This is a genomic window from Pseudomonas sp. LW8, assembly GCF_041956865.1.
GTDB lineage: Bacteria > Pseudomonadota > Gammaproteobacteria > Pseudomonadales > Pseudomonadaceae > Aquipseudomonas > Aquipseudomonas siliginis.
The window spans coordinates 3,273,357-3,288,369 of sequence record NZ_CP168138.1; the positions used below are offsets into that span (position 1 = coordinate 3,273,357).

The window sequence follows — 15,013 nt, forward strand, 5'->3', positions numbered from 1 at the left end:
CCGTAAAGAATGGGACAGTCCACATATGTTAAAGATCAGCACTTAGTTTATAAAAAACGAACTTTCCAAAAATCCTTACCTGCATCCACCCAATACTTTTCTCGTGACGGAATCAAGTAGCTGAAATCGCCAGATTCAGCAACCCAGTCCGAATGCACATACTCCTCATGAAATCGACCGTCATCCATGTGCATGAAAATCTTTCGATCAAAATTCACGTAAAACAGTGGAAGCCTCGAGCGTATGACATTTGCATTTTTGAACAGCTCCGAATCCAGACCTTCGCCTGTGAGATAGTAGTTTTCAATTTTTTCAAAAACATTCGGCTTAGCCCCAATAAAGCCTTGCAATTCGGAAGACGACAAAATCTTTACACTTGGCCCATGAAGATACGAAGGAAAGTTCTCGGCAGTCATCTTCAGGATACCATTTCTGAATTTCAGGCAGGATCGTTCGTATTGCTCTTGCGTGATAGTTCCGTTACTCAATGACGCTCTAAGACTCTTGTCTACGTCAAGAGTAAAATTACGCTTCTCGTCAACAATCCAGTAACACTGAGCTGACTGAACAAAAAAACCGATACTTCTTTCGCCGTCCCACAGGTCATCAAAAACGTCTTGATCAATGGTCATTTCTTAAACTCTTTTAAAAATTCGTCTTGCGTATAGACACGAGCATTACTCGCACTGTTTTCGAGTAGCGACTCCCATATCTTCGGCAACTCCAGGGAGTAACCTGGTTGGCCCTCGTCGACTCTCTTGGGTGCATCACGGTCCCTTGGGCCATCGCCGTGCTGAGGTATCACTCTGTCCATAATTTCCTTATGAGTCTTGGCATCGATATCGAAGACCACTACGGAGCCATCAGGACGCTTGTTCGTCAAGTAGTAGGTTGCGTGGTCAGCATTGCCAACACTGACACACAGCTGGCCCGTACACCCAGGATTAATGGTAATGCTCCCGTCGTCATTGGCGGTAATTCGATTCTGGCTCGTCTTAAACCCTGTTCCCCCACCTTCTACCCGGAAATAGGTTACGTTTTCCGCCGAGTCGCTTTTGGTATTTCCTGCGTTGCCTTTCGGAGCAGTGGATTCGGCCTCCTCTGTCGATCCAGCAGGCCCTCCCTTGGGTTTATTCTTACCGCCTCCTGCGGTCTTAATCGTCGGAGCCATCCCAGACACTGACATCGCCAAGCCTTCAACAGCAGCCATCGCCATTTCGTGGCTGATGCCAAGCGTTTGGACCAGTGTGTCCGCAATCGCAGCGACTGAATGTCCAGCGGTGATGCCCGCCAGCATATTCTGGAACCCGTGATTTTCCGCGATCAGCAGATCGAACATCTTGGCTGCTTCGGGCGATGCCGAGGCTGCCAGGTCTTTCAATTTTTGAGTTTTTGCCTCGGCCTCTGCAACAATCCTTGAAAGGCCTTCGCAGCTACCAGAATTAGCCGCACATTGAGCAACTGCCTCGATGTCTTGCTTCTGGCTCAGAGCGTGATATTCGGCGTACTTCGTATTCGCGCATGCAGCGTCATTGCCACAGGCGGACAAATCGTGTGCCGCTCGCTCGAGGTCAGAATGCGAGAGGTAATTGTATTGGGTCGCAGTAGCCGCGATATTTGCTGCTATGTTTGGGTCTGTGTCGGCAATCACGGCGGAGAGCACTGCGATCAGTTGCGACATCGCCAATAGATTAGCTTTGGCCTGATCGGCTCCCGGCATGTTTGGGTCGTAATTTTCCGGCAGTATCAGGTCCGCAAGATACTGAACCAGTGCTTCGTTGGCGCCTCCAGCCAACGCGCCTGTCTTGAAGTCCCCGCCCAAGGCCATGGACTTCAATCCGCCCACCAATGCATGGGCTGCAATCTTCGTTGGACTGCCTTCCACCAGGTTAAGGTTACCAACCTTATTGGCGGCGATAGCTCCGCCAATATCGATTACAGCTCCTAATAGATTGTTGACGAAATTGTCGCCCAGGCTTCCGCCCTGCAATGCGGTTTGAGCCAACGTATCAGCGCTGGTTTTGAGAATCACTTGGCCTGCACTATTCCAGTCAAAACCAAGTTCTGTCGGGTTATAACCCAGGCCATTCCCAATGCCGCCCAACATCCCGGAGAGCACATACCCCTGAAGATTTTCGCTGCTGAAAACGTCCTTGAGAACTGAGCCCAGATCGCCTTTATTGCTGATGGCGCTGTTTGCAGCGGTAGTTTCGACTGCGATCAACACAGCGTTGGCGAAGCCCGCAGAGAACGTGCCAGCAGTTGCGCCTATCAATCCTGCGCCTGCCCCCCCGGTGACTGCAGCTAGCAGGATAGCCAGGGCCAATTGTGCGGCGACACCAAGTCCAGATGTCGAGTATTTGAAACTCTTGTGTATTTCTTCGACACGACGCCAGTCAACATCGCCACGTAACTCAGCTTCCTTTAGCCAAGCCAACTGCGGATCAGCCTTGACCATCGCATCAATGGTCTGGCTGACGGACTCCTGACTCACATCCTTGATATCAATCTTCAGCCCATCGACCGCTTTCAGGACGATGTTGCCCTTGGCAATCATCTGCGTCTGGCGCAGGGTTTCGTCGGTGTTGCCGCGACCCTTGGCCGAGACCCATGCGGCGTTGTTGTTGGTTTTGGTATGGCTCTCGTCATGCAGATCCTTCACCCCTTCGAAGGTGATGGCGCCGCCGCTGTCGAGGAGGATGTCCTTGCCGCTGTCGAGTTTGGCCACCTGGTAATGCTGGTCGCCCAGGCTGACCAGAGACAGGTTGCCGCCGGTCTTGATTTCGCTGCCGACGTGGGTGACCTGGGTGACTTCGTCGCGCTGGAGTTTCAGGTTGCCGAAACCGCCCTTCTCCTTCATGTCGTAGAGCGTGTGGTCCTTGTTCTGCGCGGCCAGCAGATTGAGGTCGTTACCGGCGTAGACGTAGGCTTCATTGCCTGCGCTGATTTTGCTCGAGATCAGTGTGGTGTCACGGCCGGAACTGGTTTTTACGTCGCCGCCGGCGATGAACTCAGCTGCTTTCTGAACAGTGTGGTCATCCTGTTCATGGACACGTTTCTTGCCGTCCTTGCTATGGGTTTCGACGTTGTGTTCATCACCGGCCGAGGACAGGTAGATGTCGCGCTTGGCCTCGGCGGTGAGGTTGCCGGTGGCTTCGGCTGTGCTGGCGATGACGTTGATGTCGCGACCGGCATCGAGCTTCAGGTCGCCGCCGGTTTTCACTGTCGACGCGAGGTTTTCCACGGTGGTGGTAATGACTGAGCGATGGCCGCCATCGAACGATTCGTGGAGTTCGTCTTCGTCGCGTGTCGCCAACAGGTTGATGTCGCGCGCTGCACTCAGGCTGGCGTCACCGCCGCTGCTGATGGCAGACGCGTTGGTCAGATCCTGTCCGGACTTGATGGTCAGGCTGTCGCGGGCGCTGATGATGCCGCCGTCGTCGACGAGGGTGCGCATGCCGTTGCCATCACGCACCGCGATGGCGGTGCGATCGTTGACGATATCGCCCTTGAGTGTCGTCAGTTCGACCTGATTGCCACGGATTTCGCCGGCTAGGGCGTTGCGGATGCTGTCGGTGGCCATGAGTTTGATGCGCTCATCGGCTTCGACCAGACCGCCCTGATAGAGGCTGCCCTTGACGTCGACGGACACGTCGTTGCTGGCCTTCAATGTGCCGACGTTGACCAGATCGCTACCGGCCAGCATTTCCAGATCTCGGCCCTGAATCAGGCTGCCACCGCGCACGTTGCGCGACTCGGCCTGCGCCAGATACAACACCGGCACCAGCACTTTCTGGCCGTCGACGATGCGCTCTTCCATCCAGACAATGTCGTGGGTCAGCGCAGCGACCTGCGCCGAGGTCAGGCTGACGCCGACTGAGAGGTTCAGTTGATTTTTGCTGGCGAGCGCGTTATCCATCAGATAACGAAATTGCTCGTAGTCGTTCTCCAGGCCACCGGCGAGAAAACGCTGGCCGGTCTGGGCCATGACGGCGTCGCTGATCAGCCGCGATTCATAGCGACCGTCACCGAGGCGACGCGCCGCTTCATCGGCGCTGAAGTCGAGCTTGCCGAGCAGGTAGTCGGAGCTCATGAACGCCGTCGTCTGAGTCAGCTCTGGGTTGGTTTCGATCAGATAACGGCTCTGCGGATTCGTGCTTTGCACGAACATGCCGTACGGGCCTTTCGGCAACCGGAAGGTCGAGGAAGCCGTCGGGTCGACGGCGGCGAACGGCACACCTTTGAAGTCCACCGGTGTGAAGCTGATCTGCTTCACGCCATCGGCGTCGACATGCTCGATACGGGTAACGGATCTGGAGGTTTGGGCGACAGCGTCGGTGCTATGTTTGCCCAGGTTGATGTTGATGCCGCCGACCGCGTCAGTCTGGTCGCTGGCCAGAGAACCTGTCAGTTGGCCATAAGTGTTGTCGTATAGCGTGCCGTTCTGGATGCTGTTGGTGACGTCGAGCTTGACCTTGCCGCCGGCCTGCATCACCGCAGCGTAAACGGCGTTGCCGTTTGCGTTCCAGGTGGTGACGTCACTCATCAAAGAGAATCGCGAATCACTGGAGCGACTGATCAGTTCATCGAACCGCACCTGATCGAAGTTGCCGGCCGCGGTAGCCGCGTTGAACGCCGGAACATCGACGAACTCCATCTTGTCCCAGAGGCTGTTGTCGATACGCCCAGGGGTGCCCCTTTTCACCACGCGCGTCCCCGAACGCGACTCCCCGCCCTGGTTCAGCAGGCTGTCAGCCGTCACGGTCAGGTTGCCGTTGGCGGCCAGCAGGCTGTAACGGTTTTCAACCTGGTTGGCGTGGATGGTGAAGTTCTTGCCTGCCACGAATCGCGCCGCGCGCGAGTCCTTGAGCACCTCGTCGTTGAATTGGGTAGTGATGGTGATGGTGCCGCGCTTCCAGCCATCACCACCATCGCAGTGCTGACCGCACACCCAGCTCAAACTGCCGGACGACTGACCGGAAGTCAGCTCGAACTCGGCTTTGGCGTTTTCGAAGGAAACCGCGTTGATATCGACGTCACCCTCGCCTTCGATGGTGCCCGACAAGTTGCTGAACAACGCCGCGCGCCCGCCATCGACAGCGTCGAAGCTCATGTTGCCGCGGCTGTAAATATCGCCGTAATAGTTATTCAGGCTGTTGCCGTGCAGCTTCATCGTGCCGCCGCTGAACAGCAGCGTGTCGGCATCGTTGTAGAGACCGTTGGCGGCGGTGAGTTCGAGATTGCCTTGGGCGCCGAGGGTGCCTTTGTTATTGATCCGTGCCGCCGTCACCGTGAGGTTCTGGTTGGCGATCAGGCGACCGAGATTGTCCAGTGTGCCGCGCAAGGTCATCACGGTGTCGCCGCCGCCAACCAGTCGCCCGTCCTGCTGGATCACGTCGTTGGCGCTGATCGTGAGTTTCTGCTGCGCGGAGACTTTGCCGCTGTTGAGCAGATTGCCGCCGAGGGTCAGCGCCAGATCGCCGCCGCTGAGCAATTGTCCGGCATTGTTCAGGTTGGCCACGTTGAGGCTGAGCGCCGAAGCACTGGCGATCCGTTCGCCAGCATTGAGCGTCAGGTTCTGCGCACTGGTGTAGGTCAGCCCGCCGTTCAGTTGCCAGGTACCAACACCGTTGACCGAGCCGACATCCCATACACCATTGCCCAGCCCGGTGAGACTGCCCTGGTTGTTGGCCAGTTGGCTCACATCCAGGTCGAAAAGGCCCTGCGCCGCGTGGCGCACATTGCCGCTGAAGTTATTGATTTCGGCACCCGACAGCAGCAGGTCCTGACTGCCGATTTCGATCACGCCGCTCTGGTTGTTCAGATTGCCGGTCAGCTTGATCTGACTCGCAGCGCCACCGAGGGCGCGGAGCTGGCCACCGGCGCTGTTATCCAAGCCGTCGGCAGTCAGCTTGAGGCTGTTTGCCGATTCGATCAGGCCGCCCTGATTGAGGACCTGCCCGACGGCTTCGAGCCCCAGCTGATTACCGCTGATCTCGCCGCTGGTGTTGTCCAGGCTGGTACCAGTGAAGATCACCTGATCCTTGCCGAACATTTTGCCGGCGCGGTTAGCCAGGCGCGTCACGGTCAGCGTCAAGTCATCAATCAGGCTGGAAATCAGCCCGGCCTTGCCGCTGGCTGCACTGTTGTCGAGGTCGGCACTGGTGATGCTCACCGAGTCGGCTTGCAGCGTGCCGCCCTGGTTTTGCAAATTGCCGTTGTTCAGCGCCAGTTCGGCATGGCTGCCGTTGGCCAGAATCACACCTTGCTGATTGAGCAGTGTTTTGCCAGTAATCTTCAGGCCGTCGCTGCCAGCGATGATCTGCCCGGCAGCGTTGTTGTTGATCCAGGCGCTATTGATGTCCAGGCGCTTGCCTTGCAGGGTGCCGCCCCGGTTATCCAGCGAGGTCAGTTGATCAAGGAGCAAGCGCTGTGCGCCAGCATCGACCAGACCGGTGACGTTGCTGAAAACTCCGGCAATGTTGAGGACGACATCGCCGCCATTACCGACGATGCCGCCCTTGTCGTTGTTGCCAAGTTGTTTGGCATTGATGTCGATAGCGTTGCCGAGCAGGACACCGGCGCTGTTGTCGATCTCGTCACCGTCGATGTGCAACTGACCTTCGCTCTGAATCCGGCCCTGTTGATTCAGCAGTTGCGACTGGCTTGGTGCAGTTTGCTTGAGGATCAACCGCGCGCCATCGGCACCTGCGGCCAACAACCCGTTGGCACGGTTATCAAGGCTGGCCGCGTGCAACTCCAGGCCGTCGGCGATCATCCGCCCGCCACGGTTGTCGACGTATCCGTCCTTGGCCACCACCAGCAATTGCCGGGCGGCGACTACACCGCCACGGTTATCGATAGAGCTGGCACGCAGTTCCACATCGCCTTTGATGGATTGCAGACGGCCCAATGCGTTGTTCAAGTGCTGCTGGACGAGGAGCGTCAGTTGCCCGGTTTCGGCGCTGAGCGTGCCGTCGTTGTTGCCGATCAGATTGCGCAGGTTTGCGTCGACGATGCCGCCCAAAAGTTGGCCGCTGGCGTTTTGCAGATCTTGCGCGGTCAGGCTCAGGCGATCGGTCCCCTGGATCAGGCCAAGGCTGTTATCCAGGTCTGCACTGGAAACCACGCTGTCATCGGACGAAATCGTGCCTTGCGTATTATCCAGCGTGCCGCGACTGGCCACCTCGAGGGTTTTGCCCGTCAGACTTGCGTTGCGGTTGTTGATGCTCTGCGCAGTGACGGTCAAGCGATCCGAAGTCTGCACCTTGCCGTCGTGGTTATCGAAATCCTGCATCAGCGTCAGATCAGCAGCACCGTTTTCCGCGCTGATCACACCCTTGGCGCTGTTATCGAGGCGAGTGGCCGTGACGAGAATGTCGTCGGCTGCCAGCGTCCCCCCCTGATTGAGCAACTCCCCTCCCGACAGTGCCAGTGTGGTTTTCGCCTGGATCTTGCCCGCGCCGTTATTCAGACGTTCGCGGGCGACAACCTTGGCCTCACCGTCGCTGGCGCCGATCAGGCCGCCGCTGTTGTCCAGTTGACGGGCGTCCACGTCGAGGCGACCGGCGATCACTTTGCCGCCGGTGTTTTTTACCTCCTGAGCATTGAGCTTGAGGCTGCCGCCGGCGATTTCGATACGACCCTGACGGTTGTCGATGCTGTCGACCACCAGTGTTGCCGCTTGCCCATCGGCGAAGCGAATCAGGCCGCTGAGGTTGACGATGGCCGGCGCGCTCACGACCAGACGGGTTTCACCATAAACACGCGCATTCACACCTTGGTTGACCAGGCGCGCCGCGTTCAGAGTGAGGTCTTGAGCCTGCACGGTACCGTTCTGGTTCTCGAACGTGTCGGCTGCGCTGGCGTGCAATGTGCGGCTGGCCAGAACGCTGCCACTGTTACTTACCGAAGCACTGTTGATCGACAGATGACCATTGGTGTTGCGGCTGTTGTCTGCGTTTACCCCGGCTTCAATCACACCGGTATTGGTCAGCCTGCCGCCGCTGCTCAGGCTGACGCTGTCACGGGCAGCGAGGCTTTGGCGATTGATCAGGTCTTCGGCGGTTTGTACGGTGACCTGCGTACCGGCATAAACCGCGCCCTGGGCATCGAGACTTTTGGCCTTTACATCGACGGCATTACCCGCCGTGACTTTAGCCAGGGTCAGCTGGCCATTGGCGTCGATCCGGATGTCACCGGCGCTGGCGGCAAGATCCCCCGCCAGCTTCACACCAACGCCCTGCTCGGTGCCGACCAGTTTGATTGCACCGGCATACATGCCGCCGAGCGCCGAGGAGTCGATGGCCAGTTGTGGTCTGGCGCTGCCGTCATCGGCACGGGCGGTGGCACTGAGCGTGTCGGCGTTGACGTCGTTGCGGCCGGTGGTGATGTTCAGGTTTTTTGCGTGGATCTGTGCATTGATCTGCGCACTGCGAGTAATGATTTCGAAACTGTCGACGTTGCTCGCATCAAGACCGACGCCGTCAATCGACACGCTTCCCTGATCAACCTGAAAGCGCTCCAGGCGACCATTGTCGAGCACCGGCTTACCGGTGGTCAGCGTGACACGTGGCGTGTTGATGAAACCGCAACCGTTGCAACTGATGCCGTAAGGATTGGAAACGATCACCCGTGCCGATTGCCCTGCGACTTCGGTGTAGCCGCGCAACTGGCTCGGGCTGCCGCCATTGACTTCGTTGAGGATGGTTTGTGCCGCTGCGCCACGCAGGTTCGGGTTGCCGAGAATGATCCCGCCCAGTTGCGTCTGTTGCATGCGGTCGGTGGCGTTGTTGAGGATGACGCCTTGCGCACCGACGTTGTAGTCGTGGAACTGGTTATGCGACAGGCCACTGCCATTGGGCGCTGCGATGTTGACGATTGGCACGCCATTGCCGGCGCGATCCAGACTGGTGCCGGGTGCACTGACAACGATGCCGTCCGCCTGCGCCCACACCGGTTGCCAGAACATGACGTTCGCCAGCAAAAAGGCCAGACCACGCTTGGGCATGCCGCAGAATTGCTCGCGCTTTTTTACGGCCGCAGAAGGTTGGCTAGCCAGGAAGGCCAGGTGGCGAATGTCCATATCAGAATCTCGAAGCGGGCAAAAATTAAATGAAGAAATCCAGGCGGAAATAGATCGGCGCTTCACGCTCGGTCAGCGCGTCCGGTCGTTCCAGGGAATGCGCGAAAGTCACGCTGGCGGCCACATGCTGACCACGTGCGAACAGCTCCAGCGAGTTGCTCGACATGCGTCCGTGCTGATCGCCGTTGTAGCGATCGCCGCGAATTACGCCTTGGTCGTAACCGAGGCTGGTGCCGTACTCGGCGAACACCGGTTGCAGCCATTCGGCAGTCACCGGGCGGCTCCAGCGCAGGTCGTTGCGCCAGTAACCACCGCTGTCGCCAGACAGCGATTGATCCTTGTAGCCACGGATCGACGCCGAGCCGCCGAGGCTGGTGCGTTGTGGGCTGAACAGCACATCTTCGCTGCGCTGGCCGGTCATCAGGCTGCTGAAGCTGAAGGATTCACCGAGCAATTTGAACGGCTGCAAATAGCTCAGGGTTGCGGTGTATTTGCGATAGCGTGCGTCCGGTTCGCCGGGGCCGGGATCGTGACTGCCCTGCGCATCGAAAGCGCCGATGCCCTCCTGCATGCCAGCGTCGAAGTTGACGAACGCGCTGCCGACACGACGGCCGTGGTTGAAGCCGAATTGGGCTTCGCTGATGCGATTGCTGCTCAGTTTGAGTTTGCTGTCTTCGATGAAGTTGTTGCTGCGCAGGTACGAAAGTCCCGCGCTGAGGGAGGTCTTGCTGACCGCGTCGCGATGGATCACGCGTTCGGCGCGCAACTGATGGTTTTCGCTGTCGCCGGTCTGCTTGAAGTTGTAGCCGTTGGCGGCAATCTGCGAGCGGTACTCGCTCTGGCTGTAGGTGTAACTGAACGTCCACCAGCCCCACGGCAGACTGTAATTGAGCATGGCGTTGTTGGAGGTGTGCTGGTGATCGGTCATCGCATCGTGACCGCCGCGCAGGCTCAGCTGGTCGGCCAGACCCAGCGGGCTGTCCCAGTCGAACGACGTGCCCCACTGCTGCTCGCCGGTGCTGCGCTGGCCATCGTTGCTGCGCGACAGGCCGGCGCGCCATGGCTTCTGCGGCGTGTTGGTCACGCGCACCTCGCTGCCGCCGACATTCTGCCCCGGCGCCAGCTCCATTTTGGCCTGGTTGGACGGCAGGCGATTGAGCTGGTCGACCATCTGCTCGATCTTGCGCAGGTTGACCAGTTCACCGCTTTTGCCGGGAAAGGCCATGGCCAGTTCGCGATCCGAGAGCCGGCTGTTTTCTGCGCCTTTCATGCCTTCGAGTTTGCCTTCGACCACGAGCACTTTCAGGTGCCCGGCGGACAGATCCTGTTGCGGCAGATAAGCGCGGCTGGTGACCAGACCTTTGTCGATGTAGTGATCGGTGATGACTTTGAGCAGCTCGTTGAGCTGCGGCACGCCGAGGCATTCGCCGATATAAGGCTTGAGCAGCCGCGCCTTGTCGCGCTCCGAGAGGCTGTCGGCGCCCTTGAGCTCGATGTCCTTGATGGTGAAGCAGCGCGTATCGGCGGGTGCTGTCGGTTGCGCCGGTTTGGCGTCTTTGCCGGGCAGATCCTTGAGTTCTTCGAGGCGCCGCTGCTGCTCTTCGAGCAAACGGTTCTGACGTTCGCGGATCAGGTCGGTTTCACCAGGAGTGGGCGCGGCCCAGGCAGATTCAAGCGGAGAAAGGCAGAGCAGCGCCAGGCACAACCGCGCCGTGAAGGCGGGTGAAAACATGTTCGATCCCTCGACATAAAAAGTGACATCAAAATAGTGGCGCGATATTAGAGGGCCATCATTTTGACGTCAAACTTAAGTTTGTTCCGCTCATCGGGATTTGCCGCGCTTTCATACGGGTGAAACCAGCACCTGCGTACAAGTGGCGGGCGCGTTTTGCGCGGATAGTGGCCGTTGCCCATTCGGCATCTATTCTTGCCACACACGATCACAAGGAGTTTGCATGAGCACCTTCAAAACCCAAGACGGCACCGAGATCTATTACAAGGACTGGGGCAGCGGCAAGCCCGTGCTGTTCAGCCACGGCTGGCCGCTGGATGCCGACATGTGGGAATACCAGATGGAGTACCTGAGCAGTCGCGGCTACCGCACCATCGCCTTCGACCGCCGTGGTTTCGGTCGCTCGGAGCAGCCGTGGACCGGCTACGACTACGACACCTTCGCCGATGACATCGCCGGTTTGATCAACCATCTGGACTTGCGCGACGTAACCCTGGTCGGCTTCTCCATGGGTGGCGGCGACGTCAGCCGCTACATCGCCCGCCACGGCAGCGAGCGTGTTGCCGGCCTGGTATTGCTCGGCGCGGTCACGCCGCTGTTCGGCAAGAAAGCCGACTTCGCCGACGGCGTCGACAAATCGGTGTTCGACGGCATCAAGGCCGGCCTGCTGAAGGATCGTGCGCAATTCATCGCTGATTTCAACGCGCCGTTCTACGGCGCCAATCAGGGCCAGAAAGTCTCTGACGGCGTGCTCACGCAAACCCTGAACATCGCGCTGATGGCCTCGCTCAAGGGCACCGTCGATTGCGTGACCGCGTTCTCGGAAACCGACTTCCGCCCGGACATGGCCAAGATCGACGTGCCGACCCTTGTGATCCATGGTGACGGCGACCAGATCGTGCCGTTCGAAACCACCGGCAAGCAGGCCGCCGCACAAATCAAAGGCGCCGAGTTGAAGGTTTACGCGGGCGCGCCGCACGGGTTTGCCGTGACCCATGCGCAGGCGTTGAATGAGGATCTGCTGGCGTTCCTCAACCGGTAATCCCGCCCGGCAAAAGCCGTAGTCAGATGTTGATGAACCAAGGCCCGCGCAATGCGGGCCTTGTGTTTTGCGCTATGGTATTTTTCTGCGTCCACTACCCGGAAAAGGAAATCCCATGCTGCGAATACTCGGCAAAGCCTCATCGATCAACGTGCGCAAAGTGCTGTGGACCTGTGCTGAACTGGACATCCAATTCGAGCGCGAAGACTGGGGTTCGGGCTTCAAGTCGCCGAACACGCCGGAGTTTCTCGCGCTGAATCCCTGCGCCATGGTGCCGGTGATTCAGGACGGCGATTTCACTCTCTGGGAATCCAACACCATCATTCGTTATCTGGCGACGCGTTACGGCGGTGCGCATTTATATCCGGTTGAGCCCATCGCCCGCGCGCGGGTCGATCAGTGGATCGATTGGCAGGCCTCGGAGCTGAATCGCTCGTGGTCGTATCCGCTGATGGCGCTGGTGCGCAAGTCGCCCGACTATCAGGACCGCGATGCCCTGGCCGCCGGCTGCCGGGACTGGACGCGCAACATGCAAATCCTCAATCGCCAACTGGAGAAGACCGATGCTTACGTCAGTGGCGAGCAATTTTCCCTGGCGGACATCCCGATCGGGCTGTCGGTCAATCGCTGGTTCGAAACGCCGCTCGATCACGGAGATCTGGCTGCGGTGCGCGCCTATTACGATCGCTTGAATCAGCGCGACGGTTATCGTTTGTACGGGCGCAACGGCACGCCATAAAGACGTGCTCGATCAGGCTTGCTCACGCACCACGCCCCGCTCTTCAAGCAAGCGCACGAACATGCTCAGACTGCGCGACACTGTGCCCCGGCGCCACACCAGCCAAGTGGTCAGATAGCGGAAGTCCGCGGTCAGCGGCCAGACGCTGACCGTCGCGCTGCCGGGCATGCTTTGCAGCATTTTTCGCGGCATCAGTGCCAGGCCGGCACCGGCGCTGACGCAGGCGAGCATGCCGTGGTAGGACTCCATTTCGAAGATCTTGCCCGGTACGGCAGCGTCAGTGCTGAACCATTTTTCGAAATGATGCCGGTAAGAACAGTTGGAACGGAAGGCGTAGATGTTTTCGCCATTCACGTCCGCCGCACGTTCGACCGGTGAATGATTGAGCGGCGCGATGATGACCATTTCCTCCTCGAACGCCGGCACCCCTTCCAGCGCCGGATGCAGCACCGGGCCGTCGACGAATGCAGCGGCGAGCCGCCCGGACAGCACGCCGTCGATCATCGTCCCCGATGGCCCGGTGGACAGGTCAAGGTCGACCTTCGGGTGTTGCTGGTTGTACGCCGCCAGCAGTTCGGGAATACGCACCGCTGCGGTACTTTCCAGCGAACCCAAGGGGAACGCGCCCTGGGGTTCCTCCCCCGCCACCGTGGCTCGGGCTTCCTGCACCAAATCGAGAATGCGCCGCGTGTATTCGAGAAAACTCCACCCGGCCGGCGACAGGCGCAATCGGCTTTTCTCACGGATGAACAGATCGACGCCGAGATCCTGCTCAAGCTGTTTGATCCGTGTGGTCAGGTTCGACGGCACGCGGTGGATCTGCGTGGCGGCGGCGCTGATGCTGCCGTGCTCGGCCACGGCCTTGAAGATTTCCAGTTGCACCAGATCCACAGTCATTCTCCAATCGTGAAGGAAACGCTCTTTATTATTCAGTTTCCAGAAAACTAACGCCACCCTACTCTAGGCCCATCCGACGAACCTACAGGACAACGTCATGAGCCAGATTTCCAGCCAGACCCACGCCATCTCGATCAACCCCGCCACCGGTGAGCGGATCGGTCACTACGCGTTTGAATCCGCCGCCGCCCTTGATTCGGCGCTGACTCGCGCTGCCTTCGCTTTTGGCAAGTGGAAGCGCAAGCCGCTGCAGGATCGTTCGCGCCTTTTGACCGCCCTCGCCGGCGCGCTGCGTGAAACCTCAGAAGCGATGGCAACCATGATCACCCAGGAAATGGGCAAGCCGATCGCCCAGGCCCGTGGCGAAATCGAGAAATGCGCCAAGCTCTGCGAGTGGTACGCCGAACACGGCCCAGCCATGCTCGACGCCGAGGCGACTCAGGTGGAAGGCGGCAAGGCGCGCATCGAGTACCGCCCGCTGGGGCCGATTCTGGCGGTAATGCCGTGGAATTTCCCGATCTGGCAAGTGCTGCGCGGCGCGGTGCCGACGCTGATCGCTGGCAACACCTACGTACTGAAGCACGCGCCAAACGTGATGGGCAGCGCTTATCTGTTGCGCGATGCGTTTGTTCGTGCCGGTTTCCCGGATGGCGTGTTTGAGGTGATCAACGTCACCCCGGAAGGCGTTTCCAGCGCCATCGCCGATTCGCGCATCGCCGCTGTGACGCTGACCGGCAGCGTCCGCGCCGGCATGGCCATCGGCGCTCAGGCCGGTGCGGCGTTGAAAAAATGCGTGCTGGAGCTCGGCGGCTCCGATCCGTTCATCGTGCTCAACGATGCTGATCTGAATGAGGCGGTGCACGCGGCGGTGGTCGGTCGTTATCAGAACTCCGGCCAGGTCTGCGCTGCTGCCAAACGTCTGATCATCGAACAAGGTGTGGTCGAGGAATTTACCCGTAAGTTCGTCGAAGCTACACGCCAGTTGAAAATGGGCGATCCGCTGAACGCCGACACTTACATCGGGCCGATGGCGCGGTTCGATCTGCGTGATGAACTGGATCAGCAAGTGCGCGACACGTTGGAGGAAGGCGCGACGCTGTTGCTGGGGGGCGGCAAGGTTGAGGGTTCGGGCAACTACTATGAGCCGACGGTACTGGCCGATGTCACCGACCGCATGACCTCGTTCAAGCAAGAGCTGTTCGGCCCGGTCGCTTCGATCATCACCGCCCGCGATTGCGCACACGCCGTGGCCTTGGCCAACGACAGCGATTTCGGCCTGACCGCGACTATCTACACCGCGAACGTGGCGCTGGCTGAGCAACTGACCAGTGAACTGGAAACCGGCGGCGTGTTCATCAACGGCTACTCCGCCAGCGATCCGCGTGTGACCTTCGGCGGCGTGAAAAAAAGCGGCTTCGGTCGTGAGCTGTCGCACTTTGGCGTACGGGAATTCTGCAACGCGCAGACCGTGTGGCTGGATCGTAAATAAGCCTGGTGCTGTAAAACCTGTGGGAGCGA

General features: G+C 59.1%; 7 protein-coding genes. 3 read left to right on the top strand and 4 right to left on the bottom strand.

Annotated elements, in window-relative coordinates; genetic code table 11:
* Nucleotides 1–47: 47 nt before the first annotated feature.
* Genes AB9L16_RS14770 through AB9L16_RS14780 form a run of 3 tightly spaced genes read right to left on the bottom strand, consistent with a single transcriptional unit; the run spans nt 48 to nt 10,817 of the window.
* On the bottom strand, nt 48–632 hold the full coding sequence (locus AB9L16_RS14770; RefSeq protein WP_150635066.1) for a hypothetical protein: 585 nt from the start codon (nt 630–632) through the stop codon (nt 48–50).
* Nucleotides 629–9,085 (bottom strand): DUF637 domain-containing protein, encoded by an 8,457-nt coding sequence (locus tag AB9L16_RS14775; protein WP_375122308.1) that lies wholly within the window; start codon nt 9,083–9,085, stop codon nt 629–631. The genes AB9L16_RS14770 and AB9L16_RS14775 overlap by 4 nt, the downstream gene beginning before the upstream one ends.
* A 25-nt stretch (nt 9,086–9,110) precedes the next feature.
* The gene (locus tag AB9L16_RS14780) at nt 9,111–10,817 is read right to left on the bottom strand and encodes a ShlB/FhaC/HecB family hemolysin secretion/activation protein (protein WP_150635063.1); all 1,707 of its coding nucleotides are present in this window, start codon (nt 10,815–10,817) and stop codon (nt 9,111–9,113) included.
* Nucleotides 10,818–11,040: 223 nt separating this feature from the next.
* Between AB9L16_RS14780 and AB9L16_RS14785 the strand changes: the two genes are divergently transcribed.
* Complete coding sequence (locus AB9L16_RS14785) at nt 11,041–11,859, top strand: alpha/beta fold hydrolase (RefSeq protein WP_375122309.1); 819 nt, start codon at nt 11,041–11,043, stop codon at nt 11,857–11,859.
* Between the two features lie 115 nt (nt 11,860–11,974).
* A complete protein-coding gene (locus tag AB9L16_RS14790) occupies nt 11,975–12,598 on the top strand; it encodes a glutathione S-transferase family protein (RefSeq protein WP_375122310.1) in 624 nt (207 codons plus the stop codon).
* Between the two features lie 12 nt (nt 12,599–12,610).
* On the opposite strand, the gene AB9L16_RS14795 is transcribed toward AB9L16_RS14790, so the two are convergent.
* Nucleotides 12,611–13,489, bottom strand: a complete 879-nt coding sequence (locus tag AB9L16_RS14795; protein WP_038862196.1) for a LysR family transcriptional regulator — start codon at nt 13,487–13,489, stop codon at nt 12,611–12,613.
* A 103-nt stretch (nt 13,490–13,592) separates the two neighbouring features.
* Here AB9L16_RS14795 and AB9L16_RS14800 point away from each other — a divergent pair, with 103 nt between their 5' ends.
* On the top strand, nt 13,593–14,984 hold the full coding sequence (locus AB9L16_RS14800; RefSeq protein ID WP_375122311.1) for an aldehyde dehydrogenase family protein: 1,392 nt from the start codon (nt 13,593–13,595) through the stop codon (nt 14,982–14,984).
* The last annotated feature ends 29 nt before the right edge of the window (nt 14,985–15,013 follow it).

Excerpts from the sequence above, each read along its gene's own strand:
- AB9L16_RS14770 (WP_150635066.1), bottom strand. The coding sequence starts at position 632 with ATGACCATTGATCAAGACGTTTTTGATGACCTGTGGGACGGCGAAAGA.
- AB9L16_RS14775 (WP_375122308.1), bottom strand. The coding sequence starts at position 9,085 with ATGGACATTCGCCACCTGGCCTTCCTGGCTAGCCAACCTTCTGCGGCC.
- AB9L16_RS14780 (WP_150635063.1), bottom strand. The coding sequence starts at position 10,817 with ATGTTTTCACCCGCCTTCACGGCGCGGTTGTGCCTGGCGCTGCTCTGC.
- AB9L16_RS14785 (WP_375122309.1), top strand. The coding sequence starts at position 11,041 with ATGAGCACCTTCAAAACCCAAGACGGCACCGAGATCTATTACAAGGAC.
- AB9L16_RS14790 (WP_375122310.1), top strand. The coding sequence starts at position 11,975 with ATGCTGCGAATACTCGGCAAAGCCTCATCGATCAACGTGCGCAAAGTG.
- AB9L16_RS14800 (WP_375122311.1), top strand. The coding sequence starts at position 13,593 with ATGAGCCAGATTTCCAGCCAGACCCACGCCATCTCGATCAACCCCGCC.